Below are 24,774 nucleotides of genomic sequence, written 5' to 3' on the forward strand. Positions count from 1 at the left end.
CTCCCCCGCTACCGTTGCGCTCAGTGCGCGATGCTGCCGTCGCCCTCGGGCGTGTCGTCGTGCGCATCCATCCAGGCGCCGCCGGCGGCGGCCACCAGCACGATCATCGCGGTGCCCACGAACCAGGCGAAGTACCACGAGCCGTAGTCGCCCAGGATCACGCCCATCACGATCGCCACCACGGCCAGCAGCATGTAGATCAGGAACTGCAGAAACGTCTTCATGGCGTGCCCCTCAGTAGGCGTGATCGTCGTGTTCGATGGCGCGGGCATCCACCTCGCCGCGCATCACCCAGAAGGCCCAGCTCGTGTACCAGATCACCAGCGGCACGAACACCGCAGCGAAGCCGGTCGCCCACAGCAGCGTGGTCTGGCTGGAGACCGAGTTCCAGATCGTCAGGCTCTGCGCGGGCTCGGTGCTGGAGGGCATCAGGAACGGGAACAGCGCCGCGCCCACCGTGCCGATCACGCCGATCCACGCCAGCGCGCCCAGCCACCAGGCCAGCGTCGAGCGCCGCGCCCGCACGGCCAGCAGACCCAGCAGCATGCCGGCGTAGCCCAGCGCAGGCACCGCCCACAGCAGCGGCTGCGCATGGAAGTTGGCGAGCAGTCCGCCGGCTACCACGCTCACCTGCTGCTGCAGCGGGTTCTGCGGCAGGCCCGGCGCGGGCGCGTGGTCGAGCACATAGCCGTGCATGGTCGACACCCAGATGCCGCCAAGCGTGAACAGCCCCATCGCCGCCACCGCCGCGCCCATCGCCGCCTTGCGCGCGCGCGGAGCGATCGCGCCGCCCGTGCGGCCCAGCAGCATCACGCCGCCCATGTAGATCGACAGCGACAGCGAAAGCAGGCCGCACAGCACCGCGAACGGATTAAGCAGGGCCACGAAGCTGCCGGTGTAGTACGAGCGCAGATCCCAGTCGAAATGGAACGGCACGCCGCGCAGCATGTTCCCCATGCCGGCGCCGTAGATGATCATCGGCACCGCACCACTTACCAGCAGCGCCCAGTCCCAGGCGTTGCGCCAGGCCGGCGAGGGCAGCTTGCTGCGGTACTCGAACCCGAGCGGGCGCACGATCATCGTCCACAACAGCAGCAGCATCACGATGTACAGCCCCGAGAACGCCGTGGCGTAGATCAGCGGGAACGCCGCGAAGATCGCCCCGCCGCCCAGGATGAACCACACCTGGTTGCCGTCCCAGTGCGGGCCGATGGCATTGAGACAGACCCGGCGCTCGTTGTCGTCACGCCCCACAAAGCGCAGCAGCGTGCCCACGCCCATGTCCATGCCGACCATGATCGCCAGGCCCATCAGCAACACGCCGAGCAGCAGCCACCACAGCAGCTTGAATGCGAAATACAGTTCCATCGCTCAGTCCTCCTTGCGCATGAGGGCGACAGCGGACGCGCGGCCACCCGCCAGGGCGGGCCGCATCGTCGGTGCCGGGCCAGGTTCGGCGTGGTCGTGCGGCCCCTTCTTGATGAACTTCACCATCAGGAACATCTCGATCACGATGAACACCGTGTAGAGGGCGACGAAGCCGATCAGCGAGAACACCATGTAGCCGACGCTGTGGCTCGAAGCGGACATCCAGGTAGGCAGCAGCCCGTACACCGTCCAGGGCTGGCGGCCGATCTCCGCGGTGAGCCAGCCGAACTCGTTGGCGATGAACGGCACCGGGATCATCCACGGCGCCAGGCGCAGGAACCAACGCTTGTGCTGCACGTCGTTGCGCACCGAATAGATCACCGCCAGCACGAAGTAGGCGAGCATCAGCAGGCCCAGGCCCACCATCACGCGGAAGCTCCAGAACATCGCGAAGACGTTGGGCACGGCGTCGTTCGCGGCCTTCTGGATGTCCGCCGGGGTGGCCTTCTCCACGTCCTGGTCGGCGGCATAGCGCTTCACCAGAAAGCCGTAGCCGAGGTCGGCCTGGTGCGCGTTGAACTTGGCCAGCGCATCGGCGTTGGTCGGGTCACCGCTGAGCACCTTCAGCGCCGCCACCGCCGGAATGCCGTTGGCGATCCGTCGCGCCGCGTCCGCCTCGATACGGTCCACGCCGGGGACTTCCTGGGTCATCGTGTGGGTAAGCAGCGGGGTCAGCACGTACGGCACCTGCACCTCGAACCGATTGCGCTTCTCGTCCTGCGAGGGCCAGGCGATCACGTTGAACGGCGCCGGGGCCGGCGCGGTCTCCCACATCGCCTCCATCGCCGCCAGCTTGGACGGCTGCGCCTGGCCACCGACAAAGCCGAGCGCGTCGCCCAGGGTGATCACGCCGGCGGTCGCCAGCACGCCGAACAGCGCCGCCATGCGGAACGAACGCCGCGCCATCGCCATGTGCCGGTTGCGGTACATGTAGAACGCGCTGATGCCGGTGACGAAGATCGCCGCGGTGACGTAGCCGGCGATGCTGGTGTGCACGAACTTCGCCTGCGCGTCGTGGCTGAAGATCAGCTCGGAGAAGCTCGACAGCTCCATGCGCATGGTGACCGGGTTGAACTTCGCGCCCACCGGGTTCTGCATGAAGCTGTTGGCGATGAGGATCCACAGCGCCGACAGGTTGGTGCCGAACGCCACCAGGTACGTCACCAGCAGGTGCTGCACCTTGGTCAGCCGCTTCCAGCCGAAGATCATCAAGCCCACGAAGGTGGACTCCATGAAGAACGCCATCAGCCCTTCGATCGCCAGCGGCGCGCCGAAGATGTCGCCGACGAAGCCCGAGTAGAACGACCAGTTGGTGCCGAACTCGAACTCCATCGTCAGGCCGGTGGCGATGCCCAGCGCCATGTTGATGACGAACAGCTTGCTCCAGAACTCCGCCATCTCGCGGTAGACGGCGCGACCGGTGGTGACATAGACCGTCTCCACCGCCGCGATGAAAAAGCTCAAGCCGAGAGTGAGTGGAACGAACAGATAGTGGTAGAGCGCGGTGACAGCGAACTGCCACCGCGAGAGTTCAACGACCGTGCTGTCGATCATGTCCTTGGTTCCCTGGTGGACGAAAGTGATCGCATCTCCGGTATCAGAAGCGGTAACCGATGCTCAGGCCGTAGGCCAGCGGATCGATGTTGGCCTTGCCGACCTTGGTGCCGTTTACCTTCACGTCACCGGCGATGCTCATCCAGCGTACATCCGCAGTGGCCAGCCAACGATCGTTGATGCGGAAATCGAGGCCGGCGTGCGCGGCTGCGCCGAAACTGTTTGCGATGCTTACATGGGTACCCTGCAGCGGACCGACACCGCGGGTCTGGAAGAAAGTGGTGTAGTTCAGGCCGACGCCGACGAACGGCGACACCACGGCGTCCGGCAGGAAGTGGTAGTTCACGCCCACCGTCGGCGGCAGGTGCTTGGTGGTCGCGGCGGACACGCCATCGAGGCGGACGGTGTGCTTGAACGGCAGCGCGGCAAGCACGTCGACACCCCAGTTGCGATCGAACATGTATTCGATGCTGAAGGTCGGCTTGGTGTCGCTGTCGATGGTGGCCTTCATGCCGGCCAGCGTGCCGTTGTTGGACTTCGGATTGACGGTGTGGACGCCGACCCGGAACACCCACGGCGAGGTATCGGCGGCGTGGGCGGCGGATGCGGCACCCAAGGCGAGGGCCAGGGCGGTCAGGGCAAGAGTGGATGCTTTCATGGGGCGTTCCTTTGTTTTTGTGTCGAAAGACGGATGCATTGTCATCAGCCCTTCGTTTCGCCTTTTGACCGCCGTCAGTTCTTTCGACCCGATCCGTCTTGCTGCGACGCCCTGCCGCAGCCCTCGATCGCCCGCCCTACTCCGCCTCGCTGTGATGGACCAGCTGGCCGTCGCGGTCGCGCACGCTCACTTCCACCGGCACGCCATCGCGCACGCTGCCGGTCACCACGCAGAAGTGCTCGAACTGCGCCAGCAGGCGCTCGGCCTGCTGGTAGTCGGCCACCGCCTCGGGCAACTCCAGCGTGACGGCGATGTGTTGCACCCGCAGTCGCCCCTCCTCATTGCGGCCCAGCGTCGCACGTGCCCGCGTCACCAGCGTGCCCGGGCTGTTCTTGAACTTGCGCAGCGCGAACAGCAGGCTCGCACTGAGGCAGTTGGCCACCGCCGCCACCAGCAGGCGCGAAGGATTGGGGCCGTGATCGGTGCCCAGCGGCGCGGTCTCGTCGGTGACCAGCTCGGGGATCGGCGTGTCGTCGAAGGCGATACGGAAGACGTAATCGCTCTCCTGGGTCAGGGTCAGGGTGAACTCCTGGGTCTCGCTCATGCGTGCGCTCCTTCATCGGTGATCGCCGCAGTCTTGCGGCTTCGCCGATCAAGCATGGCGTAATACAGCAGCGGGATCACCAGCAACGTGAGCACCGTGGACACCAGCACGCCGAACACCAGCGACACCGCCAGGCCCTGGAAAATCGGGTCGGTGAGGATGAAGAACGCGCCGAGCATCGCGGCGATCGCGGTCAGGATGATCGGCTTGGCGCGCACCGCACCGGCCTCCACCACCGCCTCTTCCAGCGGCAGGCCGCTGGCGATCGCGTGGTTGATGAAGTCCACCAGCAGGATCGAGTTGCGCACGATGATGCCGGCCAGCGCGATCATGCCGATCATCGAGGTGGCGGTGAACTGCGCGCCGAGCAGCCAGTGGCCCGGCATCACGCCGATCACCGTCAGCGGGATCGGCGCCATGATCACCAGCGGCACCAGGTAGCTGCGGAACTGGCCGACCACCAGCAGGTAGATCAGCACCAGGCCCACTGAATAGGCGATGCCCATGTCGCGGAAGGTCTCGTAGGTGATCTCCCACTCACCGCTCCAGCTGATCGAGTAGTGGTCGTCGCCGATCGGCGCCCCGGTGAAGTGCTGGGTCAGCGTGTGCCCGTCCACCTTGCCCGCGCCGAGCTTGCCGACCAGCCGGAACATGCCGTAGATCGGGCTGTCCTCGCTGCCGGCGTCGTCCGCGGTGACGAAGGCATAGGGGCGCAGGTCCTTGTGGTAGACCGCGCCTGCCCACGGCTCGTCGCTGACCTTCACCACCTCGGACAGCGGGATCAGCGCACCGCTGCGCGAGCGCACCCGCAGCGAGAGGATGGTCTGAGTCGACGCCAGCGCCGCCGGCGACAGCCGCAGCAACGCCGGCACCGCGTACTTGATCCCGGACTCGCCCAGGTAGGTGGCGCGGTCGCCGCCCATCGCCGCCTGCAGCACCGAGACGATCTCGGCCTGGCTCACGCCCAGCGTGGCAGCATGCTCGCGGTCGATCTCGAACACCTTGCGCCGCGCAGCCGGACTTTCCACGCTCGAATTGATGTCGGCGATGCCGTCGGTCTGGCCGAACATCTGCTCCATCGTCCGCGCCAGCTGGCGCTGGCCGCCGTAGGACGGCCCGTAGATCTCGGCCACGATCGGCGCCATCACCGGCGGACCCGGCGGCACCTCGGCCAGCACCATGTGGGCGTGGTACTTGTGCGCCACCGCGGCCAGCGCCGGTCGCACCGAACTGGCGATCTCGTGGCTCTGCCGCGAACGTTCGTCCTTGTCGACCAGGTTGACCTGGATATCGCCCTGGTACGGCTGGTTGCGCAGGTAGTACTGGCGCACCAGGCCGTTGAAGTTCATCGGCGCGGAGGTGCCGGCATAGATCTGGAAGTCCTTCACCTCCGGCACCTTGTCGATTACCTGGCTCATCTCCACCAGCACGCGCTGGGTCTGCTCGAGGGTGGAGCCCTCGGGCATGTTGAGCACCACCTGGAACTCGCTCTTGTTGTCGAACGGCAGCATCTTCAGGATCACCGCCTTCACGCCGACCAGACCCACCGCCAGCAGCACCAGCAGGCCCATGCCGGCGAACAGCATGCGGCGCTTGCGCGACGCGCCGCGACCGGCCAGGAATGGCGTCATCAGGCGCTTGAAGAAGCGCTGCAGGAACGCATCGATGCGCGACGGCTTGAGCCCCTCTCCATGACCCGCATGTGCCTGGTGCTCGTGATGACCGAGCAGCCGGAACGCCAGCCACGGCGTGACCACGAAGGCCACCGCCAGGGAGATCATCATGCCGGCCGAGGCGTTGATCGGGATCGGTCGCATGTACGGGCCCATCAGGCCACCGACGAAGGCCATTGGCAGCAGCGCGGCGATCACCGTAAAGGTGGCCAGGATGGTCGGGCCACCGACCTCGTCCACTGCCTGCGGGATCGCCTCGAGCAGGCGCTTGCCGCCCAGCGCCATGTGCCGGTGGATGTTCTCCACCACCACGATCGCATCGTCGACTAGGATGCCGATGGAGAAGATCAGCGCGAACAGCGAGACGCGGTTGATGCTGAAGCCGATCGCCCACGAGGCGAACAGGGTGATCGCCAGGGTCACCACCACCGCCACGCCGACCACCACCGCCTCGCGCCACCCCAGCGCGAACAGCACCAGCGCCACCACCGCCATGGCAGCCAGCGCCAGGTGCAGCATCAGCTCGTCGGCTTTCTGGTTGGCGGTGTAGCCGTAGTCGCGGGTCACCGTCACGTGCACGCTGTCCGGAATCGAGACGTTGCGCAGCGCGGCGATGCGCGCCTGCACCTCGCTGGCGATGGTGTGCGCGTTGGTACCGGCCTTCTTGCCGATCGCGATGGTCACCGCCGGCACCAGCCCGGTCAGCGGGCCGGCCTTGCCGGGCGGCGCACCGAACGAGGCGAACTGGCTGGGCTGGTCGGCACCGGCCGACACCTTCGCCACATCGGACAGGTACACCGGCTTGCCGCCGGACAGCCCGATCACCAGGTGCGCGACCTCGTCGGCATTCATCAGCAGGCGACCGGCCTTCACCGGCACGTTGCGGTTGTCGCCGATCTCGCTGCCGACGTCGGCCGCCATGTTGGCCGCCTTCAACGCCTGGTCGAGATCGCCGACGGTGAGCTGGTAGTTGGCCAGCTTCAACGGATCGATCTGCACCGTTACCGCGCGGTCGGGCGTGCCAAGGGTGTAGACGTCGCGCGTGCCGGGGATACGCTTGACCTCGGTCTCCAGCGTATGCGCGACTCGGGCCAACTGCTCGGCGTCCACCTCGGGCCGGTCCGACCACAGCGTGAGCGCCATCATCGGCACGTCGTCGATGCCGTACGGCTTGACCAGCGGCTGGCCGACGCCCAGGCCCTGCGGGGCCCAGTCGGCGTTCGAATAGATCTTGTTGTACAGGCGGACCAGCGCCTCCTGGCGCGGCACGCCGACCTGGAACTCGACCGTCACCACCGACATGCCCGGACGGCTCATCGAGTACACATGCTTGATCCCGCGGATCTCCGAGAGCTTCTGCTCCAGCGGGAACGACACCAAGTGCTCGACGTTGTCCACGCTGGCGCCGGGGAACGGCACCATGACGTTGGCCATGGTGGCCTCGATCTGCGGGTCCTCTTCTTTGGGCGTGATGATCGCCGCGGCGATGCCCAGCAACAGCCCCGCCAGCGCCAGCAGCGGGGTGATCTGCGAAGCCTGGAAGGCCCGTGCGATGCGCCCGGAAATACCCATCTTCCCTGCTTCACTCATGGCCGGACGCATCCTTGGCGCGATGCTGCGCGAGGAAGTTCAGCGCCGCCACCGGATCGGTCGCGATGGTCTCGCCATCGTCCAGGCCGGCCAGCACCTGCACCCGGTCGCCCACCGGATCACCCACGCGCAGCTGGCGCAGCGAAACACCATGATCGCCGATCACGTAGACGCCGATCAGCTCGCCGCGCCGCACCAGCGCGGAAGCCGGCACCAGCAGCTGTTTCGCGTCACCGACGGGAAAGGCCACCTTGACCGACGTGCCCGGACGCAGACCACTGTCCTGCCCCGGCACCTCCACGCGCACGGTGAAGGTATGCGTGGCCGGATCGGCATACGGGAACACGGTGATGTCATTCGCCGGCACGCGGCGCCCATCGGCGAGGATGGTCGCGCTCTTCGCGGCGCGGATCGCGCCGACCGAACTCTGCGGCACCTGCACGCTGACGCGCAGGGCATCGAGGGATTCCATCGCGATCAGCGGCTGCGGCGACGGCGGCCCCGACTGCACCGCTTCACCCACGTGCACGAACCGGCGCGTGATCACCCCCGCGTAGGGCGCACGCACCTCGGTGTAGTCCACGCTCTGCTTCGCCTGCGCGAGCTGGGCCTGCGCGGCATCCAGTGCGGCCTTGGCGGCATCGCGCCGGGCACGCACGCTGTCCATGTCCGACTTGGACACGTAACCCTTGGGCAGCAGCGCGGAAAAGCGTTCGAACGACGCCTGCGCATCGCTGTAGCTGGCTCGCGCCGAGGCGAGCTGCGCCAGCGCCGCGTCACGCGAGGAGCGCTGCTCCACGTCGGTGAAGCGCACCAGCACGGCGCCCGCCGGCACCACGTCGTTGACGTCGTGGGGCAAGGCCAGCACGCGGGCGTTGGTCTGCGCGGTCAGGGTGACCTGGTTGACCGCCTCGACGACGCCGTCCCAGGTCTGCTCGCGGGACGCGTCGCCGGCATGGATCACCTGCGAGGCAAGCGAAGGCCGGGGCGCCTGGCCCGCCGAAGGCGCGGACTTGTCGCCGCAGCCGGCGAGCAGGGCCAGCGCGAAAAAGGGAACCAGGTGGCGCACGCGCACGATCATGTCGGCCTCTCGGGGGGAAGGTGGATCAGCGGTCGCCGAACGCACAGCCCGGCTTGAGTCCGACCTTGCGCAGGATCATCGCCAGCGGGCAGAAGCCGGTGAAGGCCGACTGCAGCAGGTTGGCGCCAACGAACAGGGTAAGCAACAGCCACCACGGCGAGACGAAATGGGCCAGCGCCACGCTCAGCAGCACCACGCTGCCGGCAAACGCGAGGACGAAACGATCGATGTTCATGACGGTTCTCTGTGGGGAAGGGACCAATATCAGTGCTTGCCGGTGCCCGGCTTGATGCGCTCGATGCCGAGCGCCTTCATCACGTAACGCTCGTACAGCGGCTCGCTGGTGCCGGCGCGCATCTTGCGCAGGAAATACTTCTCGTAGGCCACCTTGGCCACGTGCACCCACTTGCCCTCGCGGGCCCAGGTGACGTTGCGCGGCGGAATCTGCGGCAGCGCCACGAAGGCGGCGCCGCTGTCACCCATGTCGGCCAGGCAGACCGCGTTCCAGGTGGCTTCGGCGTTGCCCTCGCGCCCCTCCAGCTCGGCCTTCAGGTTGGCCACCAGCGCGGTCACCATCGACTCGATCATGAAGCCGGTCTTGGGTGCACCGGTAGGGACCGGGGTGGCTTCCACCGGCGGGATCGCCACGCATACGCCGGCCGAGAAAATGTTGCGGAAGGTCGGGTTGCGCTGATGCTTGTCGATCAGCACGAACCCGCGCGGGTTCACCAGCCCCTCGATGCCGCGCACGGCTTCAACGCCGGTGAATGCCGGGATGACCATCGAGAAGGCGAACGGCAGCGTTTGCTCGCCAGCCGGTTTGCCGGCGCTGTCGAGCGTGGAGACGTGGAATTGGCCCGCCTCGACCTTGTCGATCTTCGCGCTGGTGATCCAGCGGATGTGGCGCTGGCGGAACTGGCGCTCGAGCAGACCCTGCGAGTCGCCGACGCCGCCCAGCCCCATGTGGCCAATGTAGGGCTCGCTGGTAACGAAGGTCATCGGCACGCGGTCGCGGATCTTGCGCCGGCGCAGGTCGGTGTCGAGCATCAGTGCGAATTCGTAGGCGGGCCCGAAGCAGCTGGCGCCCTGCGCCGCGCCGATCACCACCGGCCCCGGGTTCTTCACGAACGCCTCGTAGTTCGCCCAGGCGTCGTTGGCGTGCGGCGTGGTGCATACGGACTGGGTGTACCCGCCGTGGGGTCCCAACCCCGGCACCTCGTCGAACGCCAGGCGTGGACCCGTGGTGATCACCAGGTAGTCATAGGCCAGGCTGCGGCCATCCTTCAGCTCGATGCGGCTTTCCTGCGGCACGACCCGGGCGACTCCACAAGCGACGTAGTCGATGCCGCGACGCCCCAGGGCAGGCGCCACCTCCACCTGAATGTCCGAAGGCTTGCGCCATCCGATGGCGACCCACGGATTGGAGGGCGTGAAAGAGAAGGTCGGCGCCTCCCCGATCACCGTGATTGCGTGATCGCTGCCTATCGCAGCCCGCAGTTCATAGGCCGCGCACATGCCGCCAATGCCGGCGCCGATGACGATGACGTTTGCCATGAGTGGACTCCTTGACGGGTGGCTCGAACGGAAAGATCGGGATGGGTTGGACGATGGACCCGCGCGAAGATCACCGCCTTGCCGCTGATCAAACGCACACTAAATTAGTGATATATAATTTAGCTTTATCTTAATTAGTGAAAGCTTAAGATGTCAACAACCCCCGCTGGGCAGCTTCGCCCTTCGGCATGACATCCCGAGATGCCCCTATGAAACGACGCCCCCCGCCCTTCCCAGCCGCGATGGACATCGATGCCATGCGCGAAAATGCCGACCAAGCCGCCTCGCTTCTGAAGGCGCTTGCCAACGGGCAACGGCTGCGCATCCTCTGCCTGCTGCTGGGCGGGGAGCGCTCGGTCAGCGACATGCATGCTTCGATGACCCTGAGCCAGTCAGCGCTGTCCCAGCACCTGGCGCGCCTACGCCAGGACGGGCTGGTCACCACCCGCAGGGAGGCGCAGACCATCTACTACGCGCTCCCCCCCGGTCCCGCACTGCACGTGATCGAGGCACTGCACAGTAGCTACTGCGCTCCCGCCACGGGAGCTGACTGCGCGACAAGCGACTGACCTGCCCTGCATCCGTCCGGCAGCGCTGGGACATCTGAGAACTCACGGCGGTCGGCCCAGCCTCCTTTCGGCGTGGATGTCCGTGTCGTGCCAGTTGATACGCGTGGCCTGGCGCGAGGTCGCTGCTGAGCACCCACGCATGGCGGCATGTGCCAGCAGCAAGCCTGCAAACGAGATCCGCCGCGATCCGTTCTTGACCGAGGTCAACGCTCCCCCCATGCGGGCGGCCTAGCATGCGATGGCATTCCCACGGGAGCCCGTCATGAGCGCACAGCCTCCTGCTCGTCCGCACGAGCCGTCACCGCAACCGCAAGCCCTGGAAGGCACGCACTGGATCGAAGCCCTGCGCGACGGCACGCGCGTGCTGATCCGTCCGCTGCGCGCGGAAGATCATGAGCGCGAGGAGGAGTTCATTGCCCGCCTGTCGGGCGAGTCGAAGCGGCTGCGCTTCCTGTGCGATTTCAAAAAGGCCAGTCCGGCGCTGATCAAGCAGCTGATGGACGTGCATTACCCCGAGCAGATGGCCTTCGTGGCGCTCGCCCACGACAACGGCAAGCTGCGCGAGGTCGGCGTGAGCCGCTACAGCGCCACCGACGACGGCAAGCGCTGCGAATGCGCGGTGACCGTGGCCGACGACTGGCGCCACCGCGGGCTCGGCGTGCTGCTGATGCAGCACCTGATCCAGCTGGCCAGGCGCAACGGCTTCAAGCAGATGTTCTCAATCGACGCGGCCGACAACGAGCCGATGCGCGAGCTGGCTCATCACCTGGGCTTCGAGCGCCATATCGACCCGGATGACGGCAGCCAGGTCATTCACACGCTCGCGCTGTGAGCGGCGTGTCCGACTCGGATGCCCGCCCCGTGCCGCCGCTGACGCAGCCCACTGACGGCGCGGCGCACGGTGCGGGCATGCCGACCGTGCGCAACCACGGCTGGCCCACCGACGTGCTGGCCGTGCGCCAGGGCGTATCGCACGCGGCATGGCTTGCCGGCATCGGCCTGGCTGCCCGCTGGGGCAGCCGGCTCTCCGGCTGCCGGCTGCCGGCCGAACCCACCGGACACAGCCACGAACCGACCGTGCTGGCCCTGCTCGAACGTGTGGACGAGCCCCATGAGTCGGCCGCCGACGCGACGTCCTTCGCCCGTCTCGCCCTCGCTGGCGGTGCCCCCCGTGCTGACTGGGTGTCCTGCCGCGGCGGCCTGGCCGAGACGCTGCACCGGCTCGGCGCCTGGCACGACCTGGTGATCCTGGCGCGCGACGCCTTTGCCGGTGACGACCCGTTCGAGCATTTCGGCCAGGCCCTGCTGGGCTGTCGAATGCCCTGCCTGCTGCTGCCCACCGACAGCGCCGACCGCAGCGGCCTGTTCCCGCGCGTGGCGATCGGCTGGAACGGCAGCATCGAGGCCACCCGGGCGATGCACGCGGCCCTGCCGTTCCTGCATGCGGCCGAGCACGTCACCCTGATCGACGGGGCCAGGGCGCGCTCGCCCGACGATACGGACGAGCCAGCGCCGGATTTCGACCCCGCGCGCTACCTCGCCCGCCACGGCATCGCAGCCCAACGCAAGACGCTGCGCACCACGCCCTCCCACGCCGGCGAAGCCCTGCTTGCGGCCACCGTGCACGACCGCTCGGATCTGTTGGTGATGGGCGGCTACAGCCATTCGCCGGTACGCGAGCGCATCCTCGGCGGCGCTACGCGCCATGTGTTGGCACATGCACCGCTGGCCGTGCTGATGCGACATTAGGGCGGTTCCTCGTGGCCACCGGACAGCACGCGCCACCGCGCGAAGGCGGGTCGATGGAGATCGGCACGGATCCCGGCACCATCACGCACCGCCCTACCGTGGGCGGCGACCGGCTGCGGCGGCTGGGCATCGACACCGGCGCCGAACACGTCGTCTACCTGCACCGCGCCTCGCCGATCTGCCGCAGCGAAGGCCTCGGCGCCCATGCCCGCGTGCAGTTGCGCATCGGCGCGCGCCAGTTGCTGGCCACGCTGGCCATCGTGCACGGCGAACTGTTGGCGCCAGACGAGGCCGGGCTGTGCGAATCGGCATGGCACACGCTGCAGCCGCAGCCGCACGAGCACGTGGTGATCGCCCACTCGGCCAGCGTCGAGTCGCTCGCCAGCGTGCGGGCGAAGATCTACGGCCGCAAGCTCGACGACACGCAGCTGCACGCGATCGTGCGCGACATCGTCGACCATCGCTACAGCCATCTGGAGCTGGCCGCCTTTATCACCGCCTGCAGCGGCGACCATCTCGCCACCGACGAGGTCATCGCGCTGACCCGCGCCATGGTCGACACCGGCACCCGGCTGCGCTGGCCGCAACCCACGGTGGTGGACAAGCACTGCATCGGCGGGCTGGCCGGCAACCGCACCACGCCTGTGGTGGTGGCGATTGTCACCGCGCTGGGCCTGGTGATGCCCAAGACTTCCTCGCGCGCGATCACCTCGCCGGCGGGCACCGCCGACGCCATGGCCATGCTCGCGCCGGTGGAGCTGGATCTGGCGCACATGCGCCACACCGTCGAGCGCTGCGGCGGCTGCATCGTGTGGGGCGGCGCGATGAACCTCGCCCCCGCCGACGACGTGCTGATCCGCGTGGAGCGGGCGCTGGACGTGGACAGCGCCGGCCAGCTGGTGGCCTCGGTGCTGTCCAAGAAGATCGCTGCCGGCTCCACCCATGTGGTCATCGACGTACCGGTGGGGCCCACCGCGAAGATCCGCAGCGACGCCGAAGCGCGGGCGCTGCAAGAGCTGCTGGAGCAGGTAGCCACGGCCTTCGGCCTGCAGTTGCGCGTGCTGCTCAGCGACGGCCGCGAGCCGATCGGCCGCGGCATCGGCCCCGCGCTGGAGGCCCACGACGTGCTCGCGGTGCTGCAGAACCACGCCGACGCACCGGCCGACCTGCGCGCCCGCGCCCTGCAGATCGCCGCGGCCGTGCTGGAAACCGGCGGCCTGGCCGGCACTGCGCAGGCCTTGAAGATGGCCACCGAATGCCTGGATTCCGGGCGCGCCTGGGTGCAGTTCCAGGCGATCTGCACCGCCCAGGGCGGGCTGCGCGTGCCCGGCAGCGCGCCGTGGCAGCAGCCGGTACTGGCACCGCGCGACGGCGTGGTGACGGCGATCGACAACCGTCGCCTGTCGCGCGTGGCGAAGCTGGCCGGCGCGCCATCCGCTCCGCTGGCCGGGCTCACCCTGCAGGTGCACGGACGCGACCGGGTCAGCACTGGCCAGCCGCTGTTCACCGTGCACGCGCAGAGCCCCGGCGAGCTGGCCTACGCCATGGAATACGTGGCGCGACACCCCGCCATCGTCTGCCTGGAGGAGGCGCCGTGAGCGCCATCTACGCCCTGCCCGGCAACGAGGAGATGGCCGACCGGCTTGCCTGGCACAGCGGTCTGCCGCGGCGGGTGGTGCAGGTACATCGCTTCCCCGACGGCGAGAGCCGCGTGCGCATCGAGCCGCCGCAGCCGCGCAGCGCGGCGGTGATCGTCTGCACGCTGGACCACCCCGACCCCAAGCTGCTGCCGCTGACGATGGCCGCGGCCACCGCGCGTGAACTGGGCGCCTCACGCGTGGGGCTGGTGGCGCCTTACCTCGCCTACATGCGCCAGGACACGCGCTTCCACGAGGGTGAGGCTGTGTCGGCGCGGGTGTTCGGCCAGTTGCTCGGCGGCGCCTTCAACTGGCTGATCACGGTGGACCCGCACCTGCACCGCTACCGCCGCCTTGGCGACGTGTATCCGCTGGACGGCTACGTGGTGCATGCGGCGCAACGCCTGGCGCGCTGGATTGCGCAGGAGGTGCCGCAGCCGCTGCTGATCGGGCCGGACGGCGAAAGCGCGCAGTGGGTGAACGCGGTGGCGCGCATGCTCGATGCGCCCTGCGTGGTCGCCGCCAAGCAGCGCTACGGTGATCGCGACGTACGCATCACCCTGCCCGCGCTCGACCGCTATGCGGGCCATACCCCGGTGGTGCTGGACGACATCATCGCCAGCGGCCACACCATGATCGCTACCGTGCAATGCCTGCGCGACCAGCCGCTGCCGCCGCCGGTCTGCGTGGGGGTGCACGGCATCTTTGCCAATGGCGCGCTGGAGGCGCTGCACGCCGCCGGTGCCGCCCGCGTAGTGGTGAGCAACACCATCGCCTCGGCGCAATCGCAGATCGACCTGAGCGAGGAGCTGGCGCAGGTCATGCTCGAGCGCTGCGGCGGCCGCCTGCGCGCGCCGCCCTCTTCCCCACGGAGATCCCCGCCATGAACCAGCACATCGTCTACAGCGCGCATGGCGCCGCCAAGCAGGTCACTGGCTCGTGCCATCTCGTGCGCTTCGGCACGCTGAGCGTCCTGATCGATTGTGGCCTGTTCCAGGGCAGCGACGAGGAGGAACGCGCCAACGCCGAGTCGTTCGGCTTCGAGCCGGCCAGCGTCGACGTGCTGCTGCTCACGCACGCGCACCTGGACCACTGCGGGCGCATACCCAAGCTGGTACGCGAAGGGTTTCGCGGACGCATCCTGGCCACCTCGGCCACCCGCGACCTGGCCCGTGTGGTGCTGCTCGATGCCGCCGGATTGCAGGAAGAGGAAGCGCGCCGCGCCCAGCGCAGCGGACGGCGTCGCGACGAGGCAGCCAGCACCCCGCTGTACACGCTCGACGATGCGTTTCACGCGCTCGACTACTTCGCCAGCCCGGTCGCCTACGGCGAGATCGTGCCGCTGGCGCCGGGGGTACAGGCGCAGTTCCTGGACGCCGGGCACATCCTGGGCTCGGCCTCGATCCTGCTCACCCTGGACGACGGCGAGCAGGTGCGCCGCATCGTGTTCTCCGGCGACCAGGGCAACCCCGGGCGCCCGCTGCTGCGCGACCCGGTGCCGGCGCCCGCCGCCGACTACGTGGTGATGGAGACCACCTACGGCAACCGGCCGCACCGCTCGCTGCCCGATACCGTCGACGAGCTGTACCAGGCGATCCGCGAGACGGTGGCACGGCACGGCAACGTGATCATCCCCACCTTCGCGCTGGAGCGTGCGCAGGAGATCCTCTACTACCTGCACCGCGGCATCCGCGACGGCCACATTCCCGCGCACACCTCGGTGTTTCTCGACTCGCCGATGGCGATCTCCGCCACCGAAATCTTCCGCCGCCATCCGGAATGCTTCGACGACGGCTTCCGCCAGGAACTGCAACACGGCGACCCGTTCGCCATGCCGAACCTGCACTTCGCCCGCGAAACGGCCGAGTCGATGGCGATCAACCGGATGGAAGGCGGCGCGGTGATTCTGGCGGGCTCGGGCATGTGCAACGGCGGACGCGTGCGCCACCATCTGAAGCACAACCTGTGGCGCGAGCGCTGCAGCGTGGTGTTCGTCGGCTATGCCGCCCACGGCACGCTGGCACGCCGCATCGTGGACGGCGCCGAGAGCGTACGCATCTTCAACGAGGAGATCCGCGTGCGGGCGCAGATCTGGACCATCAACGGCTTTTCCGCCCACGCCGACCAGGCCGCGCTGCTGCACTGGCTGGGTCACTCACCGCGGCGCAAGGTGTTGCTGGTGCACGGCGACTACGACGTGGGTATGCAGGTGATGCGCGAACGGCTGGACCAGCTGGGCATCCCCAGCCAGATGCCGGGGATGCACGAGCCGATCCTGCTGGATTGACCGGCGCGCGCCGGCGCCACCATTACGCGCCGCTGGGCAACGCCACACCGGTCGGCCGCTCGCGCAGCCACGCGCCGGCGAGTTCGGCGCCCATCGGATAGCCGATCAGGTAACCCTGCAGCGCGTCGCATCCCAGCGCCTTGAGCAGGCGTGCCTGCTCGGCGGTCTCCACGCCTTCGGCCACCACGTCCATCTGCAGCTGGTGACCCACGGCGATCACCGTGCGGGCGATCGCCACGCTGTCCTCGTCGTCGGGGAGATCGTGCACGAACGACTTGTCGATCTTCAGCCGGTCGACCTTGAACTGCCGCAGGTAGGACAGGCTGGAATAGCCGGTGCCGAAATCGTCGAACGCCACCCGCACGCCGAGCGCGCAAAGCTTGTGGATACACTGCAGTGCGCGGTCGATGTTCTCCATCAGCGAGCTCTCGGTGACCTCCAGCTCAAGCTGTGCCGGCTGCAGCTGATGGCGTTGCAGCGTCTGCGCCACCCGCTCGGCGAAGTCCGGCCGCTGGACCTGCTGCGCCGCCACGTTCACCGCCATCACCAGGCCATCGGCGAGACCCTCGTCGATCCAACGGCGCATCTGCGCACAGGCGCGATCGAGCACCCATTGGCCCAGCTCCGGCATCAGCCCCATACCCTCGGCCACCGCAATAAACCGGTCGGGCATCACCAGGCCAAGCTCCGGGCTGCGCCAGCGCAGCAGCGCCTCGAAGCCCAGCATGCGTCCACTGCCGGCGCACACCTGCGGCTGGAAGTCGAGGTAGAATTCGTCCGCCAGCAGCGCCGCGCGCATGCGCGCGCCAAGCATGCGGCGGTCTTCCACGCGCAGCATGTCTTCCTGCGAGTACGCGCACACCTGGTCGCGGCCGAGGTGCTTGGCGCGCGTCATCGACGCTTCGGCGCGCAGCAGCAGGTCGGCCAGGTTGTCGACCCGCTGCGGGTAGGTGGCCACACCAATGCTCATCGTGACCCGTACTTCGCCGGTTGCGATGTCGATCGGCACCGCGGCGGCACCGCGCAACTGCTCGGCCAGCGCCATCGCGTCGTCCAGCGCCATCATCGGCAAGGCAATGACGAACTCGTCGCCGGTGAAACGGGCCGACCGGCCACGCTCGCCGACCAGCTCGCGCATGCGCCACGCCAGCGCCGCCACCACCTTGTCGCCCACCTCGTGGCCCATGGTTTCGTTGATCGCGTGGAAGCGGTCGACGTCGGCATAGATCAGCGTCATCGGCCGCCCGGCCTGATGCAAGGCATGCTCTTCGAGCATCGACTCGATCACCGGATAGCGCGCCAGGCCGGTCTCCGCATCGTGCGTGGCGGCGTAGGCCAGCCGCGCTTCGGCGTCACGTTGCGCGGTGACGTCGGAGAGGATGCCGATGTAGTGCGTGACCGTGCCGCGCGCATCGCTGACCGGTGAAATGTACAGCTGGTTCCAGAACAGCGTGCCGTCCTTGCGCACGTTGCGCAGCAGGGTGCTGCTCTCCTCGCGGGTGGCCAGCGCCCGGCGGATCAGCGCGCGCTCGGTTTCGTTGTCTTCGCCTCCCTGCAGGAAGCGGCAGTTGCGGCCGATCACCTCCTCCGCGCTGTAGCCAGTCATGCGCTCGAACGCGCGGTTGACGAAGATGATCGGCTCGTCCGGCTGGCGCGCCGCCACGATGACGATGCCGTTGCCGGCGCAATGGATCGCGCGGTCGAGCAGATGCAGCTGGGCGTCGGCCAGCACGCGCGAGCTGACGTCCTGGATGTGCGCCAGCACTGCGCGCGCACCGCGGTAATCCATGGCGTGGAAGATGCCCTCCACGTAACGATAGGCGTGCCCGTCGCGGCGGTATTCCCACGCGCTGAGCTCGCCGTCCACCAACTCCCCGGAGGCGAGCTGCGCGGCAAAGCGCTCGCTCTCGTGCGGGGCCAGCAGCGCGTCGAACCGCGCGCCCACCAGCTGCGGCACGATGTCGGCGTACTCGGCCTGCGCGGCCTCGTTGGCGGTGAGGATCTCCAGGCTGTCCGCATCGAACAGCATCAATGGCACCGGCCCCTCGTCGAACAGCAGGCGATGGCAGGTCTCGCTCTCGCGCAGCACCTCGACGAAGCGGGTGTGATCCACGGCGTAGCGGATGCTGCGCGCGAGACGCTCCGCATCGATCAGGCCCTTCACCAGATAGTCGCTGGCGCCGGCTTCCATGGCGGCCATGTCCACCGACTGGTTGCCGCGCCCGGTCAGCACGATGAACGCGCGGGTCAGGCCCTCGCGGTTCACCGCCTCGATCAGGTCCAGCCCGCTGGCCGGACCGAGCAGGTAATCCACCAGGTAGACATCGTGCGCACCGCGGCGCAGCTCGTTGAGCCCCTGCTCCGGCGTGGCACACCACTCGAAGGTGTAGCCGCCCTCGCTGGCGTCGCACAGCATGTCGCGGATAAGGATGAAATCGTCCTCGTCGTCGTCGACCACAAGCACGCGCAGCGGCGGGTGGGTCATGACTGCCCCCGGTGGGCGTCCGAGGGGAGCCGGGCGATGTCCATCCAGTAGCGCTCCAGCGAACGCAGCACCGCGATCAGCTCGTCGAAGCGGCGCGGCTTGGTGACGTAGGAGTTGGCGCCGAGCTGGTAGCTCACGCGGATGTCCAGCTCGGCCGTGGAGGTGGTGAGGATGATCACCGGCAGATGCCGCAACCGCTCGTGCTCGCGGATAGCGCGCAGCGCCTCGCGGCCATCCATGCGCGGCATGTTGAGATCCAGCAGCACCAGGTCGGGCAGCCCGAGGCTCGGGTCGGCATCGTGCCGCGCCAGGTAGGCGAGCAGCTCCACGCCGTCGGGAACGAAATCCAGCGTCACCACCACGCCGCTTTCGGCGAAGGCGTCGGCCAGCAGTACGCGGTCGTCGGCATCATCCTCGGCGACGAGTATCGACAACGATCCATGCAATTGCGTCATGTCCCTGCTCCTGGGAGATCGGTGTTCACCAAGGGTGCGTCTTCCGCCATGCGCGTGAGCGTCGCCGACGCCTGCGTCGGCAGCACCACGATGAAACAGGCGCCTTCGCCGTTGCGACTCTCGGCGTGGATCGTACCCCCGTGTCGCTCAACGATACGCCGGACGATGGCCAGTCCGATACCGGTACCAGCGTATACGTTGCGCGGATGCAGCCGTTGGAACGGCGCAAAGATGCGCTCGGCGTAGGTCTGCTCGAAACCGATGCCGTTGTCCTGGACCCGGATTTCCCAGCGATCGGGGGCGATCGACTGCTCGCCCAGCGGCCGCGCGCTGATGCTGATGTGACACGGACGATCTGCCGCGCGGAACTTCAGCGCGTTGGCCAGCAGGTTCTGCAGCAACTGTCGCATCTGCGACGCGTCGGCCTGCAGCGTCGGTAACGCACCCGGCTCGATGGTGGCGCGCGCTTCCTGCACGCGGGCGTCCAGATCGTCCAGCACGGTGGCCAGCTCGGCGGACAGGTCCACCGTGGCGGGCATGCTGACCCGGGTGCCGACGCGCGAATAGGCGAGCAGGTCGTCGATCAGGGTCTGCATGCGCGAGGCCGCGTCGCCCATGCGCTGGAGGTAGTCGCGCGCCGATTCGTCCAGCTTCGCGGCGACACGCGACTGCAGGCGGTCGGAAAACGCCTGGATCTTGCGCAGCGGCTCCTGCAGGTCGTGCGAGGCGACATAGGCGAAATCCTGCAGCTCGCGGTTGCGGATGCGCAGGTCGTCGATCGCCTTGGCCAGCGCCGCATCGGCCTGGCGCTTGGCGGTGACATCGCGGGCCACAGCGAAGATCAGCCCTTCCGGCGAACGCCGCGAAGTCCACTCCAGCCACACGTCGGTGCCATCGGCGCGGCGCAGCCGGTTGACGAAGCCGGCCAACAGTTCGCCACTCTCACGCTGCCAATCGACGGCATCCTCGGTGGCCAGCCGGTCTTGCGGATGTACCAGTTCGGCCAGCGGGATCGCGCGCAGGGTGGCTTCGTCGTAGCCGAGCAGCCGGCAGAACGCCGGGTTCACCTGTACGAAATACCCGTTCTCGCCGTCGTAGATGCAGAACACCTCCAGCGACAGCTCGAAGAACCGCTGGCGTTCACGTAGCGAGCGGCGCGCCTCCTTGAGGTCGCCGATGTCGCGAAAGGCCAGCACCGCACCGGCCAGCGCACCCTCGGTGCGCAGCGGCGTGGCGACGTAGGCGACATCGAGCGCGCGGCCCTCGCCCAGTTCGAAGCGGGCGTCGTCGCTGCTGGCGTATCCGCTGCCGCCCAGGATGCCGCGCAGCACCTCGCGCCCCGCCTGCGGCAACGCCTCGGCCTGCGGCAGCCCGTAGGCCGGCAGCTCCAAGAGGCGCGCGCCGGTGCGATTGAGGAAGGTGGGCGCGCCGTCGGCATCCACCGCCAGCAGCCCCTCGCCCACGCTATCAGCAATGGCCGAGAGCAGCCCCAGCTGGCTGGCCATCGCCTGCTGGGCGCGACGCAGCTCGCGATGATCCTGCAGCACCGCGAACATGCCGCGGGACTGCCCATGCACGATGATCGGCAGGGTAATCAGCGCTCCCGGGAAATGTCCCCCGCGGCCATCGCGCACGGTCACGTCCAGCCGCTCGGCATCCCCGGCGGCGGCTGCTGCCAGCGCCGCCCCGGCGCGCGCGCGATCGGCGTCGAAGAAGCGCAGCAGCGGCCGCTGCTGCAGCTCGCTCTCCGTCTCGCCGAGCAGGGCCGAGGCTGAACCGTTGGCCTGCAGCACCCGCCCCTCGCCATCGAGCGCAAGCACGGCGTCCGGGTGGTGATCGAACAGCGAGCGGAAGCGCTGCTCGCTCGTACTGAGCTGCTGGAAGGCCTGGTCATGCTCGATGGCGATGGCGGCCAGCGCGGTCAGGCTGTCGATGCTGGCCAGCTCGGCCGGCGAAGGATCGTGCGTTTCGCCGTGGTAGACCGCAAAGGTGCCCAGCACCACGCCGTCGCGCGCGATGATCGGCGTGGACCAGCACGCGAGCAGGCCATGCGGGAGCGCCAGCGACGCGTGGTGTTGCCACAGCGGATCGGTGGCGATGTCGGTCACGATCACGCGCTCGCGCCGCCAGGCCGCCGTGCCACACGAGCCGACCTCCGGCCCAATGACCACGCCGTCGATGGCCTTGGCGTACTGACGCGGCAGATGCGGGGCCGCGCCATGGTAGAGACGCCCGCCCCGCAGCAGCAGCACCGAGCACAAAGCCTCCGGCCGCTGCGCCTCGTAGGCCAGCACGACGGCGTCGAGCACGTCGGCCAGCGGTTGGCCACTGGCGATCGCCGTGAGGATGCGCCGCTGTGCCGCATCCATCTGCTCCACGCGGTGCATCTCGGTATGGTCGCGCCCCACCACGTACAGGCACTGCGCCTGCTCGGACCAGATGCCCGACCATTGCATGTAGAGCACGCGGCCATCGCGGGCGACATTGCGATTGCGGAAGTTGGCGTTGGGCTGGCCGCCGGCGATGCGCACCACTTCGGCAAAGCTGGCCGCGCGATCGTCGGGGTGAATAAGCCGGGCCATGGATTCGCCAATCAGGCTATCGGGCGTGTAGCCCCACAACCGCTCGGCCGCGGCACTGACCCGCAGGAAACGCCCTTCCCGATCCAGCACGATGATCACGTCAGGCGCGCTGTCCATCACCAGTTGCGTCGCTTCCATTGCCCGCGCCAATGCCTCGCTGGCGCGCTGCTGCTCGGTGATGTCCTGCACTGCGCCGGCCACGATCGGATCGTCGTCCGTACCGATCGTTTCCCCGACAGCCCGGATCACCCGCTGCTGCCCATCGGACCGGGTTATGCGGTATTGGCGTTCGACGCGCTCCGCGCCACCGCCAAAGCGGGCTTGGTCCTCCATCAGCGCCGGCCAGTCGTCCGGATGCACGAGGCGGCGAAGCGCCTGCAGCCCCTCCTCTTCCGGGCTGCGATCGACGCCGAAGATCGCGCAGGTCTCCGGTGACCAGTGCAGGCGGCCACTGCGTAGATGCAATTCCCAGCTACCCATGCGCCCCAACTGCAGCGCGTGGCGCGACTCGGCGTCGCGCTTGAGCAGCTCGCGCTCCTGCCGCTTGCGTGCGGAAACATCGTGCAGGTAGACGGTGAGGCCGTGGGTGTGCGGATAGGCACGCAGCTCGTACCAGCGCTGGCTCGTTCCGTGGGCCGCCTCGATGTTGAGCGGCGTGCCATCGCGCAGCGCCCGCTTCCAAAGCGTACGCAGATGGCCCTCCCAGCCGCCGTCGTCGAGCACCTCGGTCAGCACGTTCCAGCACGGCACGTCCAGCAGCGTCGACGCCTGCGCACCAAGCATGCGTGCCGCCTGCGGGTTGACGTAGGTGAAGCGCCATTCGCGGTCGACCATGAACACGCCGTCGCTGATGCTCTCCAGCACGGCGATCATGTCCTGCTCGGCATCGGCCAGCGCCGCCTGCACCACCTCGCGGGCCTCGATCTGGTCGCGCAGCTCACCGCTGACCGCTTCGGCCAGACGCGCGCGCTGCCGCGCCAGGGCCGACAGGCGCAGCGCTGCTGCCAACACACCACCGAGGGCGAAGCCGAGCACCAGGATCAGCGAGGCGTGCACGGCAGGCGGCGGCCCGTTCGGGCGTCCCAGCATCAGCTGCCACGTCTGGCCATACATCGCCAGCGGTGGTGCGGGCGTCGGCGTCCCGGACATGTTGGCGCCGCGTGCGTAGATCGTGCGGCCGTCCTCGTCCACGCGCAGCGTGCCGACAGCGCTCTGCGCCGCCAGCAGTGCCGGAAAGAGCCGCCCGTACTCCACCACGCCCACCAAGTAACCCGCGCGACCGGAGCCGTCGTCGACCGGCGACACGATCAGCGCTCCGCTGCCGCCCAGCAGCAGCTGCATCGGCCCACTCAGGCGCACGTCGTCGGCGGCGTCGACCGCATCGAAGATCCGTCGACGCGCCGGCACGTCGTCCACCCGGGTGCCGGGCGGCAGGCTCATCCCGTCACGCGAGTCGATCAGCCGCAGCACCCGCTCGCGGTCGACGTAGCCCATGGCGCGCAATCCGGCGAGGTCGTTGAGGTACTGCCGCGCATCCACGGCAAACAGGTGTTGCCGCGTGAATTCATCGACGCTGCCGAGCCGGCGTGCCATGCGACGGATCGCCGTGACTTGGGCATCCATGCCGCTGCGCAGTGCGGTGAGCACGCTGGCCTGGCGAGCGCCCTGCTCGTGCCGCTCGATCGCCGATTGCTGGCGCAGCAGCGCCACCCACAGCAACACGGCCAGCAACACCACGCCCAGCCCCAGAAGGGCCGGCAGGAGATAGGTTCGGTAAGCGCTCTCCCACGGCGACCGCGGACACGCGGCCACCAGACCGAGGCCCGACGCCACCAGTGCCAGCGCCGTCGGCCAGGCCACGTCGTTGTGGCCACCCAGGGCGTCCACTGTTGGCGTGCCCAGCACCAGTCCGGCCACCGACAGCAGCCCCAGCGTCGCCACCACCAGGCCCAGCGCCCACACCAGCGTCCACGCGCCAGCGCGCCGTCCGGCGAACGCTGCGATGCCAAGCGCCGCGGTGCAAAAAAAGATACCCACCGAAGCGTTGTGCGACATTCCACTGAACGACACCGGCAGTGGCGCGCCCCGCAGTGCGCCCAGCACCAGCCCGATCAGGTCGGGCACGCCTGCATACTCGGTCAGCAACGGCGTCAGGGCCAACACCAGACATGGCATGGCGACGATCAACGCCCCCCAGCGCCGCCCCTTCTCCAACAGCCACAAAGCCTGCCCGAGCAGCACGAAGGCCAGCGCGGCGCTCAAGGCGATCGGTGCGGAGCCAATTCCTCCGCGACTGAGCCAGGGCGAGTCGAGCGCGAGGCCGAGCAGCCCCATCCAGCCCAGTCCTGCCAGCAGGGTGGAAAAGATCAGCCGCGCTTCACCAGAAGGCATCCACGCCAGTCCTGCACCGAGCGACAGCACGCCCGCGCCAAACCACAGCTCCTCCCCCAGCGCCGTACCCGGCGCACCGACAAGAGCAGCCAGCGCCGACAGCGCCGCGCCGGCCGCCAGGCCGCGAGCCACGGCGTCCGCAGCCGGACCCAGCGGCAGCGCCTGGATCACCCAAGCAAGCCATAGCGTGGTCAGCAACCAGCACGTGGGGACGGAGGCACCTGGCAGATGGCTCGCCACGACAGCGATGCCCAGCAGCACCATCACGGCCAGTCCGGCCCACAGCGCGCGCGTGACGCGGTTGGACGCGGAAGGAGAAAAAATGACCAGGAGCGCCATGGCGGCCAGCAGGCATGCAGGCGCCATATCAACCAGAGCTCGTGAGGCGAACGCTAGCCAGCAGGCGCTGACGACGCCCGCCAGCAAGGCCACGATCGCCAGCGCACGCTGAGGCGCATCCCCGCCCGCCTGGCGCTG

18 protein-coding genes are annotated in these 24,774 nt (G+C 68.4%); 6 read left to right on the top strand and 12 right to left on the bottom strand.

The window, feature by feature from the left end:
* Nucleotides 1-20 precede the first annotated feature (20 nt).
* From ACQVBX_RS06720 to ACQVBX_RS06760, 9 genes are all read right to left on the bottom strand, one after another.
* On the bottom strand, nucleotides 21-224 hold the full coding sequence (locus tag ACQVBX_RS06720; protein WP_431637335.1) for a hypothetical protein: 204 nt from the start codon (nucleotides 222-224) through the stop codon (nucleotides 21-23).
* 10 nt (nucleotides 225-234) lie between these two features.
* Nucleotides 235-1,368 carry a cytochrome d ubiquinol oxidase subunit II gene (cydB, locus tag ACQVBX_RS06725; RefSeq protein WP_431637336.1) on the bottom strand — a complete coding sequence of 378 codons (1,134 nt, stop codon included), beginning with the start codon at nucleotides 1,366-1,368 and terminating at the stop codon, nucleotides 235-237.
* A gap of 3 nt (nucleotides 1,369-1,371) precedes the next feature.
* Nucleotides 1,372-2,982 carry a cytochrome ubiquinol oxidase subunit I gene (locus ACQVBX_RS06730; RefSeq protein WP_431637337.1) on the bottom strand — a complete coding sequence of 537 codons (1,611 nt, stop codon included), beginning with the start codon at nucleotides 2,980-2,982 and terminating at the stop codon, nucleotides 1,372-1,374.
* Between the two features lie 43 nt (nucleotides 2,983-3,025).
* Nucleotides 3,026-3,640 carry an OmpW/AlkL family protein gene (locus tag ACQVBX_RS06735; RefSeq protein ID WP_431637339.1) on the bottom strand — a complete coding sequence of 205 codons (615 nt, stop codon included), beginning with the start codon at nucleotides 3,638-3,640 and terminating at the stop codon, nucleotides 3,026-3,028.
* Nucleotides 3,641-3,776: 136 nt separating this feature from the next.
* The gene (locus tag ACQVBX_RS06740) at nucleotides 3,777-4,244 is read right to left on the bottom strand and encodes an OsmC family protein (RefSeq protein ID WP_431637341.1); all 468 of its coding nucleotides are present in this window, start codon (nucleotides 4,242-4,244) and stop codon (nucleotides 3,777-3,779) included.
* Nucleotides 4,241-7,507, bottom strand: a complete 3,267-nt coding sequence (locus ACQVBX_RS06745) for an efflux RND transporter permease subunit (RefSeq protein ID WP_431637343.1) — start codon at nucleotides 7,505-7,507, stop codon at nucleotides 4,241-4,243. Before ACQVBX_RS06745 ends, ACQVBX_RS06740 begins: the two co-directional genes overlap by 4 nt.
* Nucleotides 7,500-8,588: an efflux RND transporter periplasmic adaptor subunit gene (locus ACQVBX_RS06750; RefSeq protein ID WP_431637344.1), complete on the bottom strand. Its 1,089-nt coding sequence runs from the start codon at nucleotides 8,586-8,588 to the stop codon at nucleotides 7,500-7,502. The genes ACQVBX_RS06745 and ACQVBX_RS06750 overlap by 8 nt, the downstream gene beginning before the upstream one ends.
* 25 nt (nucleotides 8,589-8,613) lie before the next feature.
* Entirely contained in the window at nucleotides 8,614-8,823 is a 210-nt protein-coding gene (locus tag ACQVBX_RS06755) for a YgaP family membrane protein (RefSeq protein ID WP_404635233.1), read from the bottom strand.
* 29 nt (nucleotides 8,824-8,852) lie between these two features.
* Nucleotides 8,853-10,142 carry an NAD(P)/FAD-dependent oxidoreductase gene (locus ACQVBX_RS06760; RefSeq protein WP_431637346.1) on the bottom strand — a complete coding sequence of 430 codons (1,290 nt, stop codon included), beginning with the start codon at nucleotides 10,140-10,142 and terminating at the stop codon, nucleotides 8,853-8,855.
* A gap of 209 nt (nucleotides 10,143-10,351) precedes the next feature.
* On the opposite strand from ACQVBX_RS06760, the gene ACQVBX_RS06765 reads away from it, so the two are divergent.
* From ACQVBX_RS06765 to ACQVBX_RS06790, 6 genes are all read left to right on the top strand, one after another.
* Complete coding sequence (locus tag ACQVBX_RS06765) at nucleotides 10,352-10,711, top strand: ArsR/SmtB family transcription factor (RefSeq protein WP_431637347.1); 360 nt, start codon at nucleotides 10,352-10,354, stop codon at nucleotides 10,709-10,711.
* Nucleotides 10,712-10,973: 262 nt separating this feature from the next.
* The gene (locus ACQVBX_RS06770) at nucleotides 10,974-11,543 is read left to right on the top strand and encodes an N-acetyltransferase family protein (protein WP_431637350.1); all 570 of its coding nucleotides are present in this window, start codon (nucleotides 10,974-10,976) and stop codon (nucleotides 11,541-11,543) included.
* 5 nt (nucleotides 11,544-11,548) lie between these two features.
* Nucleotides 11,549-12,460 carry a universal stress protein gene (locus tag ACQVBX_RS06775; RefSeq protein WP_431637352.1) on the top strand — a complete coding sequence of 304 codons (912 nt, stop codon included), beginning with the start codon at nucleotides 11,549-11,551 and terminating at the stop codon, nucleotides 12,458-12,460.
* Nucleotides 12,461-12,513: 53 nt separating this feature from the next.
* Nucleotides 12,514-14,058 (top strand): thymidine phosphorylase family protein, encoded by a 1,545-nt coding sequence (locus ACQVBX_RS06780; RefSeq protein ID WP_431637354.1) that lies wholly within the window; start codon nucleotides 12,514-12,516, stop codon nucleotides 14,056-14,058.
* On the top strand, nucleotides 14,055-14,984 hold the full coding sequence (locus tag ACQVBX_RS06785; RefSeq protein ID WP_431637356.1) for a ribose-phosphate diphosphokinase: 930 nt from the start codon (nucleotides 14,055-14,057) through the stop codon (nucleotides 14,982-14,984). Before ACQVBX_RS06780 ends, ACQVBX_RS06785 begins: the two co-directional genes overlap by 4 nt.
* The gene (locus tag ACQVBX_RS06790; RefSeq protein WP_431637358.1) at nucleotides 14,981-16,384 is read left to right on the top strand and encodes an MBL fold metallo-hydrolase RNA specificity domain-containing protein; all 1,404 of its coding nucleotides are present in this window, start codon (nucleotides 14,981-14,983) and stop codon (nucleotides 16,382-16,384) included. The genes ACQVBX_RS06785 and ACQVBX_RS06790 overlap by 4 nt, the downstream gene beginning before the upstream one ends.
* 22 nt (nucleotides 16,385-16,406) lie before the next feature.
* On the opposite strand, the gene ACQVBX_RS06795 is transcribed toward ACQVBX_RS06790, so the two are convergent.
* Genes ACQVBX_RS06795 through ACQVBX_RS06805 form a run of 3 tightly spaced genes read right to left on the bottom strand, consistent with a single transcriptional unit; the run spans nucleotide 16,407 to nucleotide 24,663 of the window.
* The gene (locus ACQVBX_RS06795) at nucleotides 16,407-18,869 is read right to left on the bottom strand and encodes an EAL domain-containing protein (RefSeq protein ID WP_431637359.1); all 2,463 of its coding nucleotides are present in this window, start codon (nucleotides 18,867-18,869) and stop codon (nucleotides 16,407-16,409) included.
* A complete protein-coding gene (locus tag ACQVBX_RS06800; protein ID WP_431637361.1) occupies nucleotides 18,866-19,324 on the bottom strand; it encodes a response regulator in 459 nt (152 codons plus the stop codon). The genes ACQVBX_RS06795 and ACQVBX_RS06800 overlap by 4 nt, the downstream gene beginning before the upstream one ends.
* Nucleotides 19,321-24,663 (bottom strand): PAS domain S-box protein, encoded by a 5,343-nt coding sequence (locus ACQVBX_RS06805; protein ID WP_431637362.1) that lies wholly within the window; start codon nucleotides 24,661-24,663, stop codon nucleotides 19,321-19,323. Before ACQVBX_RS06805 ends, ACQVBX_RS06800 begins: the two co-directional genes overlap by 4 nt.
* Nucleotides 24,664-24,774: the final 111 nt, after the last annotated feature.

Source organism: Dyella thailandensis (genome assembly GCF_050749815.1).
GTDB lineage: Bacteria > Pseudomonadota > Gammaproteobacteria > Xanthomonadales > Rhodanobacteraceae > Dyella_A.

What these genes read in the sequence shown, in the direction of transcription:
- ACQVBX_RS06720 (WP_431637335.1), bottom strand. Translation starts at nt 224, where the DNA reads ATGAAGACGTTTCTGCAGTTCCTGATCTACATGCTGCTGGCCGTGGTG.
- cydB (WP_431637336.1), bottom strand. Translation starts at nt 1,368, where the DNA reads ATGGAACTGTATTTCGCATTCAAGCTGCTGTGGTGGCTGCTGCTCGGC.
- ACQVBX_RS06730 (WP_431637337.1), bottom strand. Translation starts at nt 2,982, where the DNA reads ATGATCGACAGCACGGTCGTTGAACTCTCGCGGTGGCAGTTCGCTGTC.
- ACQVBX_RS06735 (WP_431637339.1), bottom strand. Translation starts at nt 3,640, where the DNA reads ATGAAAGCATCCACTCTTGCCCTGACCGCCCTGGCCCTCGCCTTGGGT.
- ACQVBX_RS06740 (WP_431637341.1), bottom strand. Translation starts at nt 4,244, where the DNA reads ATGAGCGAGACCCAGGAGTTCACCCTGACCCTGACCCAGGAGAGCGAT.
- ACQVBX_RS06745 (WP_431637343.1), bottom strand. Translation starts at nt 7,507, where the DNA reads ATGAGTGAAGCAGGGAAGATGGGTATTTCCGGGCGCATCGCACGGGCC.
- ACQVBX_RS06750 (WP_431637344.1), bottom strand. Translation starts at nt 8,588, where the DNA reads ATGATCGTGCGCGTGCGCCACCTGGTTCCCTTTTTCGCGCTGGCCCTG.
- ACQVBX_RS06755 (WP_404635233.1), bottom strand. Translation starts at nt 8,823, where the DNA reads ATGAACATCGATCGTTTCGTCCTCGCGTTTGCCGGCAGCGTGGTGCTG.
- ACQVBX_RS06760 (WP_431637346.1), bottom strand. Translation starts at nt 10,142, where the DNA reads ATGGCAAACGTCATCGTCATCGGCGCCGGCATTGGCGGCATGTGCGCG.
- ACQVBX_RS06765 (WP_431637347.1), top strand. Translation starts at nt 10,352, where the DNA reads ATGAAACGACGCCCCCCGCCCTTCCCAGCCGCGATGGACATCGATGCC.
- ACQVBX_RS06770 (WP_431637350.1), top strand. Translation starts at nt 10,974, where the DNA reads ATGAGCGCACAGCCTCCTGCTCGTCCGCACGAGCCGTCACCGCAACCG.
- ACQVBX_RS06780 (WP_431637354.1), top strand. Translation starts at nt 12,514, where the DNA reads ATGGAGATCGGCACGGATCCCGGCACCATCACGCACCGCCCTACCGTG.
- ACQVBX_RS06790 (WP_431637358.1), top strand. Translation starts at nt 14,981, where the DNA reads ATGAACCAGCACATCGTCTACAGCGCGCATGGCGCCGCCAAGCAGGTC.
- ACQVBX_RS06795 (WP_431637359.1), bottom strand. Translation starts at nt 18,869, where the DNA reads ATGACCCACCCGCCGCTGCGCGTGCTTGTGGTCGACGACGACGAGGAC.
- ACQVBX_RS06800 (WP_431637361.1), bottom strand. Translation starts at nt 19,324, where the DNA reads ATGACGCAATTGCATGGATCGTTGTCGATACTCGTCGCCGAGGATGAT.
- ACQVBX_RS06805 (WP_431637362.1), bottom strand. Translation starts at nt 24,663, where the DNA reads ATGGCGCCTGCATGCCTGCTGGCCGCCATGGCGCTCCTGGTCATTTTT.